Source organism: Pectobacterium nicotianae (genome assembly GCF_023272715.1).
Lineage (GTDB): Bacteria > Pseudomonadota > Gammaproteobacteria > Enterobacterales > Enterobacteriaceae > Pectobacterium > Pectobacterium brasiliense.
In genome coordinates this window covers 1,696,465-1,711,918 of sequence record NZ_CP096821.1, presented here as the reverse complement: position 1 = coordinate 1,711,918, position 15,454 = coordinate 1,696,465, and the positions used below count along the sequence as shown (strand labels likewise).

The following is a 15,454-nucleotide window of genomic DNA, read 5'->3' as shown; positions in this document are numbered from 1 at the left end:
TATGTTGCAACATTGTCCCTAGTGTTTCAATGCATGGAAGATTTTTTCTGCCAATGCATGCGAAATTCCTGGAACATTTGCAATCTCCTCAATACTGGCATTCATCAAAGGTTGCAGCCCTCCCATGTATTTCAACAGGGTTTGGCGCCGTTTAGGGCCGACACCTTCGATAAGCTCCAGCGTACTGGTATTTCTTACTTTTGCTCTCTTCTTACGATGTCCGCCAATTGCATGATCATGCGAATCATCGCGAATATGCTGGATAACGTGCAATGCGGGAGAATCAGGCGGTAGTGCCATGCCCTCGCCCGTCGACTCAAAAAACAGCGTTTCCAGCCCAGCTTTACGATCGCTGCCTTTCGCGACACCAAGTAGCAGAGGCTTGTTTTTATCCCACGATACCTGCAGCGAGTCAAACACGTCCTGAGCCTGGCCGAGCTGCCCTTTTCCGCCATCGATCACAATGACATCCGGTATTTTGCTGTCATCCAGCGCTTTACCATATCGACGTCGGAGGACTTGCGCCATGGCGGCATAATCATCGCCTGGCGTAATGCCACTGATATTATAGCGGCGATATTCCGAACGTAACGGACCATTGGCATCAAATACTACGCAGGATGCCACAGTCTGTTCGCCCATCGTATGACTGATATCAAAACACTCCATCCGATGGATTTCTGGCAACTGCAACACGTTAGCTAACGCCGCCAGTCGCTGGTGAATGGTGGACTGCTGAGACAGTTTTGTGACCAGCGCTGTGGCAGCATTTGTCCGCGCTAATTTTAAATAACGTGCCCGATCGCCGCGGGGTTTCGTTTGAATCTGTACTTTTCTTCCCGCAACTGCCGTTAGAGACTCCGTCAGCAAATCTTTATCGGGCAGAGTGAAGTCGAGCAGAATTTCTGTAGGAAGCGTTCGACCTAAGCTTCCCTGCAAATAGAATTGCCCGACAAAAGTCTGCACGACCTCCCCCAATTCCGTACCGCCAGGGACTTTGGGGAAATAGCTCCGGCTGCCAAGCACTTTTCCCTGTCGGATGAAAAGGACATAGACGCAAGCCATGCCAGCATCAAAGGCAACACTGATAACATCCAGATCTTCGCCGTCGCCGGAAACAAATTGTTTTTCCGTCACACGCCGAACCGCCTGGATCTGATCGCGTATCCGAGCTGCATCTTCAAAATGCAGATCGCGACTGGCCGCTTCCATCCGGGAGATGAGTTGATTCAGTACTTGCTGGTCTTTACCAGACAAAAACAGGCGAACATAGTCAACCTGCTGTTGATAATCTTCTTCGCTAACCAAACCGCTAACGCAAGGCCCGAGGCAGCGACCAATTTGATATTGCAGGCAAGGACGAGAGCGATTGCGATAGACGCTATTTTCACACTGGCGAACCGGAAACAGCTTTTGCAGCAATATTAGCGTTTCGCGCACGGCATTGCCGTTGGGAAACGGGCCGAAATATTCGCCCTTCGCATGCTTAGCGCCACGGTGAACAGCCAAACGTGGATGCGCATCACCGCTCAGGAAAATCATGGGATAGGATTTATCGTCGCGCAACAAGACGTTATAACGCGGCTGATAAAGCTTGATGTAGTTGTGTTCCAGCAGTAGGGCTTCAGTTTCCGTATGCGTGATCGTGACATCAATATGCTTGATGCTTTTGACTAATGCCTCGGTTTTACGGCTGGCGACATGACTGCGGAAATAGCTGGCAAGTCGTTTTTTTAAGTCTTTTGCCTTACCGACGTAGATGACCGTATTACCGGCGTCATACATCCGGTAGACGCCAGGCTGGCTCGTTACCGTTTTTAAAAATGCCGAAGCATCGAAACTCTCACTCACTACTTAACAATGTCTCCGCGGTAAAAAGCCCATGCTTGATAGCCAGATGAGTCAACTCTACATCGCCGTTGATATTCAGCTTGCTGAACATACGGTAGCGATAGCTGTTCACTGTTTTAGGGCTAAGATTAAGCTGATCTGAAATTTCAGTCACTTTCTGTCCCTTCGTTATCATTAGCATAATCTGTAATTCGCGTTCAGACAAACACTCAAGCGGCGCATCGGTCTGCGGCTCCAACTGGCTTAATGCCATCTGCTGAGCAATATCAGAAGCAATATACCGTTTACCAGCATGCACAGCGCGAATGGCGGAGATCACTTCCTGAGGAGCGGCAGCTTTACTCACATATCCCGCGGCACCGGCCTGCATCACTTTAGCAGGTAGCGGATTCTCAGTATAAATAGTGAGCATAATGACTTTTATATCTGGCGTAAAACGCAGGATCTTGCGCGTTGCTTCAAGCCCACCGATGCCCGGCATGCTCATGTCCATCAGGACAACATCTACATCATTGCTTCGGCACCATTTGACAGCATCTTCACCACAGCATGCCTCACCAACCACTTTCAGACCTTTGATATCGTCAAGAATGCGTCGTATCCCTGCCCGCACCAGTTCATGGTCATCAACAAGAAAAACGCTAATCAAAGAATAATTCTCCAAAAAAGGGAGTAACACTTACATAAAAAGTTGCTTGCAGGTGATACTACGTTGGTTTCAAAAAATAATGAACACAGATTTATATGAATATGTATTTTAAAATATACCGAGAAGGAATAAAGCACGTTCCCGATCATAACAATATATCGTTAACCTGATGGTGTATGTTGATCACATTCTTAACATTTCAAATACGCCACACAGTATAAACACGTCAGTGGCACAAAATGTATAAAAAACAATGCAAATCAAATGGCATGCAATTGGCTTTACATCTTGAATGTCAATAAAAAGTCACTATTGTAATCAGGATGTGGTTAGAAATTTTATCATCGTCTGCCACGATATTATACAAATAATATATTCAGTGAAAAACGTCCATAGTGAACATCATATGTATTAAACAAAACACATCTATAGCCTTTACCACCCAAAAACATCCAAAATATAGACGCTATTTAAATAAGTTAAATGCATAAAAAACAGTCACTAAAATGGCTTTATCCGCGAATAATATCAATCCACAATATGCTTTATGTTATACTCCCGTCCATCTGGTTCTGCCTGTCGCGTCAGCGGTAACGCCCGCAGCAGGCGAAGGAAAACATCTTTTTCTTGTTGAGGACAAAACATGAGCAACGCAGATTTTTCTACTACTGCATCCGCTGAAACACTGGCCCACGAGGTTACCTGCCTGAAGGCTATGGTTACGCTGTTATTAAAAGCAATCGGCCAGGCAGATGCCGGTAAAGTTATCATCAATATGGAAAGATATATTGCTCAATTGGAAGATGCCGAGCAAGCCGCTGTCTTTGATAACACGATTAAACAAATCAAAACCAGCTACCGTAAATAGCACTATTTGCTACACCGCCATCTTAATAATTTGATCTGGCGGTGTAGTAATATTTAGCATTGTCTTCCTGATTTAAAAAATAGAGACGCTCGTCTATTTATTCCCGATGCTGATGAGTTTCAAAAGCAGTGCCTCTTCTTTCTTTTTATAAAGCGTTAATTCCATCACCAACGCTTTATCCAGGAGCTGTTTTCTGGAAAGTGCTTTTCTTTCATCAACCAGCTCCCTCAACTCAGTGAAGCATTCATTTATTTTGTACTCTTTTGAACTTTCCGTACAAATTATCTCATGGATTGCCTGGCTCAGTTCAGACAATGAGATAACCGATTTTGGATCCTGGTGACTTTTTTCTATGACAGCCAGTAATTTTTCGAATCCCATATGAACCTCCGAAATCAAGCAGAAACTTGCTTATGGCTAACCAGGAAACTCCAGCTACCTCTAAACGCCGCCCCAGTGGATATGAACACAACCCTGTGCAAACAACTCGTCACATCATAAACGATCTGTCAACGATTCCATCTGTTAAGCATAGCACCTTCTCGCCACTCTTCAGGACGATTGAGGCACATTCTCGCCATCAAAAGTGATAACGTTCAGCGATATCATCAGACACCTTATGTATCCACCTGGCATGACAGCAGAATACCAATAAAACATGATCGAAAAGTCACGACTATTAAGCAAGGGGATTTGTTATGAAAGTGATAAAAATAGAATAAAACGGGGAAAACCAACGCAGAAAATACGGTTAGCGTTAAGAACGGATATAATTAAAAATAAATTAACCAAAGAAAACAAAAATAATAACAAACTGAAATTAATATCATAACTCATTGAAATTGTTGGTGGGTCGTGCAGGGTTCGAACCTGCGACCAATTGATTAAGAGTCAACTGCTCTACCAACTGAGCTAACGACCCAACGGCGAGGATTATTCTCCTCCCCAGCGTGCCTGTCAAATACTTCATATTAATTTTTTATGCCTAATAATAGGATTGTTAGCAATTGGTAATTTTGTTAACCTGCTCAGCCTATTTATCTCTAGCCTCTCATCATTTTATATCCTCTTCATTTTAGGGCGAAAAACATACAGCGTTATCTTACATCATTAACTGCCCTCTTTACGCCTGGCTATCTCAGACATCCGCTGTAATAAGTACTGCGGTTGCGCTATCTTATTCGTTTCGATTTTCGTAAACGAGAGCCGCCAAAGAGCTCAAAAAAACATCACAGACAGAAACAGGAAAGTGTACTTACATGGTCGAACAATCAAAAGAAGCCGCAGACCTTGCCTCTGAACAGGGAGAGGGACTGCAACGGAATCTGACTAATCGTCATATTCAGCTCATCGCCATCGGCGGAGCGATCGGTACTGGGCTATTTATGGGCTCGGGCAAAACAATCAGCATGGCGGGTCCTTCGATCATCTTCGTTTATATGATCATTGGTTTTATGCTGTTTTTTGTCATGCGCGCAATGGGAGAACTATTACTCTCCAACCTCAACTATAAGTCATTCAGCGATTTCGCTGCTGACCTCCTTGGGCCATGGGCAGGTTTCTTTACCGGCTGGACGTATTGGTTCTGCTGGGTCGTAACCGGGATCGCCGATGTCGTAGCCATTAGTGCCTACTCGCAGTTCTGGTTCCCTGATTTATCGCAGTGGGTCTCTTCCCTGCTTTGCGTTCTGCTATTACTGACGCTAAACCTGGCAACCGTGAAGCTGTTTGGCGAGATGGAGTTCTGGTTCGCGATGATCAAAATTGTCGCTATCGTTGCGTTAATCGTGGTCGGTGTCACGCTGGTGATGATGCAATTCTCTTCTCCATCAGGAAACGTCGCTTCCTTTACCAATCTTTGGAATGACGGTGGCATGTTCCCTAAAGGGATAAGCGGATTCTTTGCCGGATTCCAGATCGCCGTATTCGCATTTGTTGGTATCGAGCTGGTTGGTACAACGGCCGCTGAAACTAAAAATCCGAAAGTCGTGCTGCCCCGTGCAATTAACGCCATCCCGATTCGCATCATCATGTTTTATGTTTTTGCGTTAATTATGATTATGTCCGTCACCCCGTGGAGCGCAATTACTGCAGATCGCAGTCCTTTCGTGGAAATGTTCGTACTAGTTGGCCTACCTGCAGCCGCCAGCATGATCAACTTTGTCGTACTGACGTCGGCGGCATCCTCGGCGAATAGCGGCGTATTCTCCACCAGCCGTATGCTCTTTGGCCTGGCGAAACAAGGTGATGCACCGAAAAGTTTCGGCGTGCTCTCTAAACGCGCGGTTCCGTCGACTGGGTTGATGTTCTCCTGTATTTGTTTGCTTTCGGGCGTGGTGCTGATCTACCTGATTCCGAACGTGATGACGGTCTTTACACTGGTGACCACCGTCTCCGCGATTTTATTCATGTTCATCTGGAGCATCATCCTGTGCTCTTACCTGACATACCGTAAAAAACGCCCTCAGCTACATGCCGAGTCATCTTATAAAATGCCGTTGGGTATTTTCATGTGCTGGATATGTCTGGCCTTTTTCGCTTTTGTTATTGTACTGTTAACATTACAGCCAGATACACGGCAGGCGCTTATTGTCACGCCGCTGTGGTTTATTGTTCTGGCTATTGCTTATCAGTTTATTCGTCGGAAAAAGCAGGCTGTTGATGTGAAGTAAAAGGTATAAACGCAAGAAAGGCGCGGACAGACGTCGGCGCCTTCAATTTTTTTCAGCAAAATCACGCATAGCACAAGTATTCTCTATTATTGGATATAAACAATTCTCAATTGGATATACGAAAATTAATATGCGAACAATTAATGTCGTCACCATTGATATATAAGAAAGTTATTCCCGCAATGAAACGGTTGTGATTCGATTGATGTTTTTTGCCAATAGTTCGAGAGCTAAGTAATTATGTTCATCCTGCCGCTGTGAAGCATCAGCAACGACACCTTCTATCTTTCTATTTAACTCATTGATTTTATTGTCATCAAGTGTTGAAACAATAGCAGAAATCAGCATCTCTAACGATTCAATCTTCGCGTTAAGCGCTTTTTCTCCAACTTCTTTTTCTGCCAACTTTATTAAAAGATGAGAGAGGATATTATTCATTTGAACTCCTTAATCAAAAAAATAACCGTCATACACCCATAAGGCAACACCTGTTCTTGGTGCACAGGATTAGAGAAAACATAACGAAGATTAATGTAACACTGTGAATGGCCTGACCGCTAGTGTCTATTATCATTTTAAGGAAATCATAGTCACACGGCAGCAATAAAATGAAGTTGCAGATAAATAAACCAAATAAATAAAAAAACTAAAAACCCATTTTATTTTTAAGAGCAAAAATCCCTGCTTTGAGGAAGCTAGATAATGCTATGAGTTGTGATAGTCTTCACAAAAAAATAAGAAAGAGTGCCATTTTTATCGAACATCTGACACAAAAATCTGATGAGTAGCCAGCCATCGGGAAATGGCTGGCTCTATGGCTAACGCTTACGCACTCATTGATTGTCGTGCGCCACTCACCGCATCCTTTGCCTGTTCGCACTGTGACAATATCGTCTGTGCATGAGAATAAAGAATTTTCCCCGCCTCGGTGGGCGTCACACCACGCCGGCTCCGTACCAGCAGCTGTTTTTCGAGTTCACTCTCCAGCGTCGCGACCTGCTGGCTCAGCGCCGGTTGTGCAATATGCAACAACTCAGCAGCCTGTGTCAGGCTACCGATATCAACGATTTTCACAAAATACTTGAGCCGTCTAAGATTCATGTCTGCCTCCTGAGTAGTTACCCTAAAGAGGTAGCAAAAAGCGCGCCATATTATGTTTCTATGCCTAAGAAAAAGTGATACCTCATTGATAAGCCACAGGTAAAATAAGGAAAAGCAATGATTCTGCTAACCAAAACGCCTGATTCTGTTTGGGAAACCCGTCATCAAGCCCATACCAACCTGCACCATCTTAAAGCAACCCCTGCTATTTTAGGGTGCAAACCCGCCCGCGACTCAGCGTATTTCATTGCTTTCCAGTGCTCAACTTGAGCAATAATTTCAATATGTTGGTTATTAGTTCGGCAATCAAACGCACCAAGCGATAACAGCCTTTGACAACCCGAAACGCTCCCGCTATTATCCATCGCACTTAACCGATTCCTCTGTAGTTCAGTCGGTAGAACGGCGGACTGTTAATCCGTATGTCACTGGTTCGAGTCCAGTCAGAGGAGCCAAATTTAGAAAATCCCGCTTAAGGAAACTTAAGCGGGATTTTTGTTTTTATCATCTTATTCAATGTCTTCGCCTGCAAAAGTCTTTCCGGTACACACTCTGTTTTCCCTCTGCATCGGGAGAATCTGGTGGTCAGATTTGGGGTCTTTCCGGTTCGATGACGGAGTGACCCCCAAATGTCTCTTAACGACGCAAAAATCCGCAACTTAAAACCATCCGCAAAACCCTTCAAAGTTTCCGATTCACACGGTTCACCCCTTCTTTAAACCGCAGCTCAATAGACTTTCTGTTGCCATTGAGGCCGTAATGAATATCTGATATTCATCGACGCGCGTTGAACGAAAAAACCTCATCAAACACTTGCTAAGGTTAACAAAAATGCGCCATCACTCTATAGCCAGCTTCATCAGAGTAACCGTCATTACTGCATTGTTTTGTCTCTCCTTTTCTTCCATCGCCACACCAATAAATGCTTCACTAAAAAACCAGCAATTCGAAGGCCTAATCAGGGAACCACTTTCGTTGCAGGTCACACTGGATAATGGTAAACCCGCCGTACTCGATGCCTTCGTCACCCGACCAGTCAGCCAGACAAAGCTCCCTGTGGTGGTGATCACAAATGGCACCGTGGGTACTGCCGAATTTGATCGCTGGGACATGAATCCAAACCGCGAATCGTCAACGGCGCTTGCCTTTGCGCGCCACGGCTATGCCGCGGTGACCGTTTTACGGGAGGGGTACGGTTATTCAAGCGGTGGGGCTGAATATTCAGGTGGTTCCTGTAAGCAACCGCTGCATAAGCTGGCAGGTGAAAAAGACGCCCGAGATATGCTGGCCGCGCTTGAGGCTATAAGGCGCCAGCCCTGGGCCTCACCGGATAAAGCAGTGCTGGCAGGAATGTCCGCAGGCGGTTTTGCCGTGCTGGCAACCAGTGCGACCAACCCTCCCGGCGTTCAGGCTATCATCAATTTTGACGGAGGCAGAGGTTCCATAGACGGTAAATCACTTTGTGACAAAACAGGTTTGATTAACGCGTTCGCCACGTATGGCCTCACTGCACGCATCCCTTCCCTGTGGCTCTATTCCAGCAACGATCAATCTTTCACCCCGGAAATGGGCAGAGCATTTTATGACGCCTATCGCAACGGTGGTGGTAAAGCGGAATTTATCGAAATGCCCGCTTTTGAAAAAAATGGGCACGTCTTTATGGATACCGCACCAGAAAGTTTCTGGTGGAAAACCGTGGCGGGATTCCTTGCGCAGCAACACTTGCCAGTCGAGGAAGTCGTGACCTTACCGGTAACACATCTTACGCCCCCCGCAGACCTGAATAACCTTGCAGGCAAAAAGGCATTCAGACAATACGAAGCGGCACGACTTTACGAGAAAGCGTTTGCGACAAACAAGGACGGGGCCTGGGGTACGGCATACTGGGCGCGAACCGGCCATGAGGCGGCTGACATCGCCGTTAAAAACTGTGAAAAATTCCAGCACAAAAAGGCGGTGAGTTGCACGGTATATGCCATCAATGATGAGGTGGTAACAAAATAGATCTGCCATGGAATCGGAAACTCCTTCGGGGGTTTCCGTATCAGTTTAATCAAGCCTGCCGTCTTTCTACAGAATCACGTTTCTGAGCCTCTATTCAACCGCGCGCGTGCGTGACTGCAAAACAATACCAGTGCTATCAGACAGGCCGTCACCTGTATACCGCCCAGCGTGGTGACAGCGGGAAACGTCAGTACCGAGCCCAACCAGGTTGTTATCGCCGCCATTCCCATCGTCAAAAACCCAAGCAGCGCGGATGCCAAACCCGCTTCTTTCCCGAAAGGCCCCATCGTAATGGCCGTTCCCAGTGGATTGGCTAAGCCCATTCCCCAAAGGAAGACGATCATCGACAAGGTATACCCACTGAGGCTTGGCGCTTCCGGCCCAAGCAGTAGCAAACTCCCACCGGCTAACGCGGTAGCGAGCCCCACCGACGCCACTCTTCTCGAACCATAGCGGCGCGCCAGTCGCGGCGCAGCCATTCCCGCCCCGAAGACAACGAACACGGTGGAGGCGAAATAGAGTCCGGCCTGGAATGACGATAGGCCAATACCCTCCATCAGAATCGCCGGTGCGGCACCGAAAGAGGCAAACAGGCCGCTCATCAACAGACTCATCGACAGTGCCGGAAGGATAAACTTCCCATCAACAACCAGCTTGCCGTACGCCACGATGACGCTCGGAATGGAGTACGGTGCGCGACGCTCAGCGGGATGCGTTTCCCCCAGCCCGTGCGCATAGAAGACGGCGATGACAAAGGCGGCCAGCCCCACCAGGATAAAGATCGCGCGCCAGCCCAATGTCGTCGTCAGCACGCTTCCCACCAGCGGTGAAAATCCGGGGGCCGCCGCTGTCGCGATCATCGTCAGCGATAGCGCCCGCGCCAGCGTTTCACCGTCAAACAGATCGCGTGCAATTGCGCGGGCTAACACTGCCGCAGCGCAGATGCCCAGCGCCTGAATGACCCTTCCGACGATCAGCGTTTCAAGTGAACCAGCAAGGCCGCCGACAACGGTGCCAACGATGAAGATGGAAAGCCCTCCCAGAACGAGCGTCTTGCGTCCATAACGATCCGATAACGGGCCGACAACCAATTGGGCCAGCGCGAACGTGATGAAAAAACTGGATAGCGTCAGACCAAGTTCACGGGGGGATGCCCCAAGCTGCTCTCCGATATCGGGGAAAGCCGGAAGAATAATGTTTGTAGACAAGATGCTAATCGCCGAAAGGCCAGCCAATAACGCGACAATTTTTCCGGTCAATCGCGGGCTTTCGAAGGAATGCGTTTTCGCCATAATGACAGTGCTCATGGTGATTTTAATGACAATGACGACGTGGAAATATGGCCACGCAGCAGACTGGATAACGCTCGCCACCCTGTGTGACGAGCGTTTTCATATCAATGACGGCTTACACCGCGGCGGGTTTATCGACGTGCTTCTCATTCTCTGGACGTATCTTGAACCAGATAGCGTACATCGCAGGCAGAAACACCAGCGTGATGATGGTGCCGCCAAACGTCCCGCCAATCAGCGTGTATGCCAGCGTGCCCCAGAAAATAGAATGAGTGAGCGGGATGAACGCCAAAATGGCGGCCAGCGCGGTCAGCAACACAGGTCGGGCTCGCTGCACCGTCGCCTCCACCACCGCATCGAATGGCGAGAGTCCTTCCTGCTCGTTGTGATGGATCTGCCCTATAAGAATCAAAGTATTACGCATCAGGATACCGGATAGCGCAATCAACCCCACAAGCGCATTGATACCAAACGGCTGGTTGAAGAGCAGCAGCGTTGGCACCACGCCAATCAGCCCCAGCGGTGAAGTGAGAAACACCATCACCATTGCCGACATTGACCGCACCTGTAGGATGATGATCAGCAGCGTAATAGCAATCATGATAGGAAACAGCGGTGCCATCGCCTGAGTGGCTTTTCCTGATTCTTCAATCGGGCCAGCCTGCTCAATACGGTATCCGGCCGGAAGTGTATCGATGATGGGCTGTAGCTGTTTCAGGATCGCTATAGAGACATCCGGCGGCTGCAGGTTTTCGGCGATATCACCCCGTACAGTAATGATCGGTGTGCGATCGCGGCGGCGCAGGATAGGATCTTCCATCTTCACGTCGACTTCCCCTATCTGCGACAGAGGAATACGCTGACCGGCAGACCCCACGAGCGTGAAGCCCGCTATTTTTGCTGGATCAAGCCGGATATCCCCGGCAGCACGTCCCATGACCTGTACCGCGCGGATATCTTCACGCACCGACGTGATCGGAACCCCCGAGAGCAGGAACTGAAGTTGCTGCGCGACCGCATTCGATGTCAATCCCACCGCCTGCAAACGGTCCTGATCGAGCGTGAAATGCAGCGTCGGCACCTGCGGCCCCCAGTCGGTATTGACGGTCCTCATCATGGGATTTGCCAGCATCACCGTTTTCACCTTGTCTGCAATCTCACGCAGCGTGGTCGGATCCGGCCCCATAACACGGTAGGCCACCGGATAAGGTGAATTGGGTCCAAACACCAGCTGAGTCACCCGAACAAGCGCTTCCGGTGCCAGGCCATTGGCCGCCGCTTCACGAAGCCGAAACTTGAGCGCCTCACGCGCTTCCTGGCTGTCCGTCAACACGACAATTTTTGCAAACGACGGATCGGGCAGCTCTGGCGACATAGCCAGAAAAAAGCGCGGTGAACCTTGCCCAATGTAAGACGTAACAATTTTTGCCTCTTCCTGCTTCTTCAGCCAGTCCTCTACCTTCGCCGTTGCCACGCTGGTCTGCTCAATGGAAGTCCCATAGGGCATCTGCACTTCTACCAGCACTTCAGGACGATCGGAGGTCGGGAAGAATTGTTTTTTAACCAGCGCCATACCTAAGATCGCTACGGTAAAGGCAGCCACCACGGTACCTGCCACGATCCATTTCCGCGAGATAACACGCGTCAGTAAACGGCGAAATTGGTTGTAATGGCGGGTGTTGTAGATGGCGGCGTGTCCCCCCTCTACGGTTTTGATTTCCGGCAGCATTTTTACGCCCAAATAAGGCGTGAAGACCACCGCAACGACCCAGGAGGCAATCAGGGCAATACCGACGATCCAGAACATGTTGCTGGTGTACTCACCGGCGGTGGATTGCGCGAAACCGTTAGGCATAAAACCCACAGCGGTGACCAGCGTACCTGCCAGCATCGGGGCAGCCGTGTGGCTCCAGGCATAGGCGGAGGCTTTAACACGGCTATAGCCCTCCTCCATTTTCACCACCATCATCTCGATGGCGATAATCGCATCATCAACCAGCAAACCCAGCGCCAGAATGAGAGACCCCAACGTAATTCGGTCAAAGTTTTTACCGGACGCTTCCATCACCACAAAAACGATAGCCAGCGTCAACGGCACCGCGGCGGCAACGACAACCCCCACGCGCCAGCCCATGCTGATAAAGCAAACAACCAGCACGACAAGCAACGCGACGAAGAATTTGATCATGAATTCGTCAACAGACGAGCTGATATTCACCGACTGATCGGTGACTTTCGTTAACGTCATGCCAAGCGGCATGCCTTCATTGATTTTGGCCGTTTCGGCATCCAGTGCCTTCCCCAAATCCAGACCATTCCATCCTTCACGCATCACAATGCCCAGCAACAGCGCCGGTTCTCCCTGATTGCGAACCAGAAAGGTCGCAGGGTCTTCATAGCCACGCTCAACGGTTGCTACGTCTGAAAGCTGTAACGTCCTACCCTGTACAACAATCGGCGTTTTACGGATCTTGTCCAACTTATCAAAAGCGCCATCCAGACGAATAAAGACCTGCGGCCCGCTCGTATTAATCGAGCCGGCAGGCGTCAGTTCGTTCTGGCTATTCAGCGCGGAGAAAATGTCCTGAGGAGCAATACCCAGCGTCGCCAGCCGGTCATGCGAGAACGACACAAAAATACGTTCAGCCTGTTCCCCGATGATATTGACCTTCTTCACGCCCGGCACATGCAAGAGACGCTGACGCAGCGATTCGGCATCACGGACCAGTAAACGTTGCGGCTCGCCTTTCGCCTTCAGCGCAAAGAGCGCAAAGGTCACATCGGAGAATTCGTCATTAACCATCGGCCCAATCACGCCTGCCGGCAGGTTCCTGGCTTCATCGCCGAGCTTTTTACGCGCCTGATAGAACTCCTCCTGTACCTGTGAAGGCGGCGTACTGTCAAGCAGTGACAGCATGGTAAAAGCGAGTCCAGGACGCGTGTAAGTCTCACTGCGGTCATACCACTTGAGTTCCTGCATGCGCTTTTCCAGCGGTTCAGCCACCTGATCCTGCATTTCCTGAGCGGTCGCCCCCGGCCAGACAGAAACAATGGTCATCTGCTTGACCGTAAACGGTGGATCTTCTGCCCGCCCCAGTTCAAAGAACGAGAGAATGCCCGCGACGGTAATCAGGATGATGAGAAACAGCGTGATGGAGCGCTCACGGACAGCAAGCGCCGAAAGATTGAATCTTCCCTCGCTCATGGCTGGCTCCCGGCGACGCTGGCATCGCGCTGTTCAATCACTCGGACCGCCTCGCCGTCATGCAGCAAATGCGTCCCCAAGGCAACAACCTGCTCTCCCGGTTTGAGATTCCCGGTCACCTTTGCCCTATCGTCGCTAAGGCCAGACATCTGAACGGGTTGCCATGATACTTTGGCGGGATCGCCTGAAATACGCCAGACACCCGGCCCTTTCCCTGGATCATAGATTGCCGCTAAAGGCACCTGTAGCATCTGGCGGGATACGTCATCTTGCGCGATATGGAGCGTAACGGTGGATCCGAGCGGTGCACTCGCCAGCTCACCTTCAAGCACATACCTCGCTTCGAAGGTGCGCGTCAACGGATCGGCCGCATCGGAGAGCAACCGCAGTTTCGCTGGAACACGCTGTTCTCCTGCGCCATAGCGCATTGCCTGCGCTTCGCTTCCAACCGCGGGGCGTAGCGTTTCGGGCAGTTGTACGATGGCTTCCCGCTGCCCCGCGCGCGCCAGCCGAACAACAGCCTGCCCTGCACTCACCACTTGACCGGGTTCAGCCAGTGTATTCATTACCACGCCGTCGGCATCGGCCAGCAACACGGCATACTCCGTCGCATTGCGTGCTACATCAGCCTGAGCCTGTGCAGCGCTCAGTTCCGCTTTCGCCGTCTCGGCAGCCGCCTTTATTTGATCGTAAGCCGAAGCGGATACCGCACCTGCGGCAACCAGACCACGATAGCGAGCTTCGTCATCGGTCGCCTGTCTGGCACGGGCACGGGCCGCGGTAACGGCCTGCTGCTGGGCTTGTGCCTGTAAGTTGAGATCGATAGGGTCCAGACGCATCAAAGGCTGGCCGCGTTTCACGGTCTGGCCGGTATCAACCAGACGTTCAAGGATTTTGCCTTGCACCCGAAAACCCAAGTCGCTTTGAACTCGTGCGACAACCACACCGGTGAAGGCGCGAGAAGCGTCAACAGCACTCACCACGGTAGCCGCTCTCACCAGAGGAGGCTGATTGCGTGGATCGTCGACATCGGAAGCGTCGCCACACGCCACCAGGGCGAGAGGCAACAGGCAAACAGCAAGAGTGGTGGATTTTAGCCGAAGCATGGGTTCCCTTCTTAAATGAGCAGGACAGAAACCGCATTCTCCAACTAGTGACCAATATTGTCAATGGTCACTATTTTTAAGGTGCCAGGCTACGCAATATTAACGACGGTAATAACACCGCAGCGGACGCTGACGAATCCAGGTTGTATTGCAGTTGAATAGGGCAAGCATAAGGACGCATGACCAGATAGATGGCCTCTGCCGCCTCATCCAGCGGCGTCTTGCGCTCAAATTCCCCGGACTGTCGCCCCTCAAGAAGAATTTGCTGAACAAGCTGACGTAGTTTTTCTTCATAAGCAACGGCTGAAGGCCAGCGTTCGCGCGAGGATACCGCAGCGATCTCATAAAGCTTGCGATCGTGAAAAAATAAATCGCTGCCCGCTTCTATCAAGGCTTTATACAGGCGCCTCAGCTTTTCTGAAGCCGTTGGCGCATTCACCAGCTCCGCGTTGACAATATCCATAATCATTGCCAGTCGGTTAGTACAAATCATCTCACCGATGGCCTGTTTGGAATCAAAAAATTTGTAGATGTAGGCCTTAGAAAAACCAATCGCTTTGGCCAGATCGGACACGGTGGTCTTCTCATAGCCAAAGTGTCCGAAGTGCTCAGTCGCCGCTTCAACAACCTGATCTCGAACGCTGTGATCCGACGGCCCGCGTGGGGGATGTGTATTCATGTGTTTAGTCATTACTCAAGCTTAGCT

General features: G+C 49.8%; 11 protein-coding genes, 2 tRNA genes and 1 pseudogene. 4 read left to right on the top strand and 10 right to left on the bottom strand.

What is annotated here, in order from left to right; genetic code table 11:
* Nucleotides 1-18: 18 nt before the first annotated feature.
* Together uvrC and uvrY are read right to left on the bottom strand one after the other, a co-directional pair.
* A complete protein-coding gene (uvrC, locus tag MYB54_RS07615; RefSeq protein WP_010279371.1) occupies nucleotides 19-1,851 on the bottom strand; it encodes an excinuclease ABC subunit UvrC in 1,833 nt (610 codons plus the stop codon).
* Entirely contained in the window at nucleotides 1,844-2,500 is a 657-nt protein-coding gene (uvrY, locus tag MYB54_RS07610) for a UvrY/SirA/GacA family response regulator transcription factor (RefSeq protein WP_010279369.1), read from the bottom strand. Before uvrY ends, uvrC begins: the two co-directional genes overlap by 8 nt.
* A 643-nt stretch (nucleotides 2,501-3,143) precedes the next feature.
* Here uvrY and MYB54_RS07605 point away from each other — a divergent pair.
* Complete coding sequence (locus tag MYB54_RS07605; RefSeq protein WP_014915936.1) at nucleotides 3,144-3,368, top strand: DUF2594 family protein; 225 nt, start codon at nucleotides 3,144-3,146, stop codon at nucleotides 3,366-3,368.
* Nucleotides 3,369-3,461: 93 nt separating this feature from the next.
* Here the strand turns inward: MYB54_RS07605 and MYB54_RS07600 are convergent, their stop codons facing one another.
* Nucleotides 3,462-3,749, bottom strand: a complete 288-nt coding sequence (locus tag MYB54_RS07600) for a basic helix-loop-helix domain-containing protein (RefSeq protein ID WP_039516033.1) — start codon at nucleotides 3,747-3,749, stop codon at nucleotides 3,462-3,464.
* Between the two features lie 465 nt (nucleotides 3,750-4,214).
* A tRNA-Lys gene (locus MYB54_RS07595) sits at nucleotides 4,215-4,290 on the bottom strand.
* A 337-nt stretch (nucleotides 4,291-4,627) separates the two neighbouring features.
* Here MYB54_RS07595 and cycA point away from each other — a divergent pair.
* Nucleotides 4,628-6,040, top strand: coding sequence for a D-serine/D-alanine/glycine transporter (gene cycA / locus MYB54_RS07590; protein WP_180788264.1), 1,413 nt, complete (start codon nucleotides 4,628-4,630; stop codon nucleotides 6,038-6,040).
* Nucleotides 6,041-6,211: 171 nt separating this feature from the next.
* Here cycA and iraP read toward each other — a convergent pair whose 3' ends face one another.
* Both iraP and MYB54_RS07580 read right to left on the bottom strand, forming a co-directional pair.
* On the bottom strand, nucleotides 6,212-6,478 hold the full coding sequence (gene iraP / locus MYB54_RS07585) for an anti-adapter protein IraP (protein WP_248721754.1): 267 nt from the start codon (nucleotides 6,476-6,478) through the stop codon (nucleotides 6,212-6,214).
* 393 nt (nucleotides 6,479-6,871) lie between these two features.
* Nucleotides 6,872-7,141 (bottom strand): annotated as a pseudogene (locus tag MYB54_RS07580) (LysR family transcriptional regulator); the annotation flags it as partial.
* Between the two features lie 379 nt (nucleotides 7,142-7,520).
* On the opposite strand from MYB54_RS07580, the gene MYB54_RS07575 reads away from it, so the two are divergent.
* Together MYB54_RS07575 and MYB54_RS07570 are read left to right on the top strand one after the other, a co-directional pair.
* A tRNA-Asn gene (locus MYB54_RS07575) sits at nucleotides 7,521-7,596 on the top strand.
* Nucleotides 7,597-7,972: 376 nt separating this feature from the next.
* Entirely contained in the window at nucleotides 7,973-9,145 is a 1,173-nt protein-coding gene (locus MYB54_RS07570; RefSeq protein WP_248721753.1) for a dienelactone hydrolase family protein, read from the top strand.
* 74 nt (nucleotides 9,146-9,219) lie between these two features.
* On the opposite strand, the gene MYB54_RS07565 is transcribed toward MYB54_RS07570, so the two are convergent.
* The 4 genes from MYB54_RS07565 to MYB54_RS07550 all read right to left on the bottom strand — a co-directional run bounded on the left by MYB54_RS07565 (nucleotide 9,220) and on the right by MYB54_RS07550 (nucleotide 15,439).
* Nucleotides 9,220-10,437 (bottom strand): multidrug effflux MFS transporter, encoded by a 1,218-nt coding sequence (locus MYB54_RS07565; protein ID WP_205534835.1) that lies wholly within the window; start codon nucleotides 10,435-10,437, stop codon nucleotides 9,220-9,222.
* Nucleotides 10,438-10,552: 115 nt separating this feature from the next.
* Nucleotides 10,553-13,642, bottom strand: coding sequence for an efflux RND transporter permease subunit (locus MYB54_RS07560; RefSeq protein ID WP_248721752.1), 3,090 nt, complete (start codon nucleotides 13,640-13,642; stop codon nucleotides 10,553-10,555).
* Nucleotides 13,639-14,748, bottom strand: coding sequence for an efflux RND transporter periplasmic adaptor subunit (locus tag MYB54_RS07555; RefSeq protein ID WP_039509364.1), 1,110 nt, complete (start codon nucleotides 14,746-14,748; stop codon nucleotides 13,639-13,641). The genes MYB54_RS07560 and MYB54_RS07555 overlap by 4 nt, the downstream gene beginning before the upstream one ends.
* 76 nt (nucleotides 14,749-14,824) lie before the next feature.
* Nucleotides 14,825-15,439 carry a TetR/AcrR family transcriptional regulator gene (locus MYB54_RS07550; protein ID WP_248721751.1) on the bottom strand — a complete coding sequence of 205 codons (615 nt, stop codon included), beginning with the start codon at nucleotides 15,437-15,439 and terminating at the stop codon, nucleotides 14,825-14,827.
* Between the last annotated feature and the right edge of the window lie 15 nt (nucleotides 15,440-15,454).

Excerpts from the sequence above, each read along its gene's own strand:
- MYB54_RS07605 (WP_014915936.1), top strand. The coding sequence starts at position 3,144 with ATGAGCAACGCAGATTTTTCTACTACTGCATCCGCTGAAACACTGGCC.
- MYB54_RS07600 (WP_039516033.1), bottom strand. The coding sequence starts at position 3,749 with ATGGGATTCGAAAAATTACTGGCTGTCATAGAAAAAAGTCACCAGGAT.
- cycA (WP_180788264.1), top strand. The coding sequence starts at position 4,628 with ATGGTCGAACAATCAAAAGAAGCCGCAGACCTTGCCTCTGAACAGGGA.
- iraP (WP_248721754.1), bottom strand. The coding sequence starts at position 6,478 with ATGAATAATATCCTCTCTCATCTTTTAATAAAGTTGGCAGAAAAAGAA.
- MYB54_RS07570 (WP_248721753.1), top strand. The coding sequence starts at position 7,973 with ATGCGCCATCACTCTATAGCCAGCTTCATCAGAGTAACCGTCATTACT.
- MYB54_RS07565 (WP_205534835.1), bottom strand. The coding sequence starts at position 10,437 with ATGGCGAAAACGCATTCCTTCGAAAGCCCGCGATTGACCGGAAAAATT.
- MYB54_RS07560 (WP_248721752.1), bottom strand. The coding sequence starts at position 13,642 with ATGAGCGAGGGAAGATTCAATCTTTCGGCGCTTGCTGTCCGTGAGCGC.
- MYB54_RS07555 (WP_039509364.1), bottom strand. The coding sequence starts at position 14,748 with ATGCTTCGGCTAAAATCCACCACTCTTGCTGTTTGCCTGTTGCCTCTC.
- MYB54_RS07550 (WP_248721751.1), bottom strand. The coding sequence starts at position 15,439 with ATGACTAAACACATGAATACACATCCCCCACGCGGGCCGTCGGATCAC.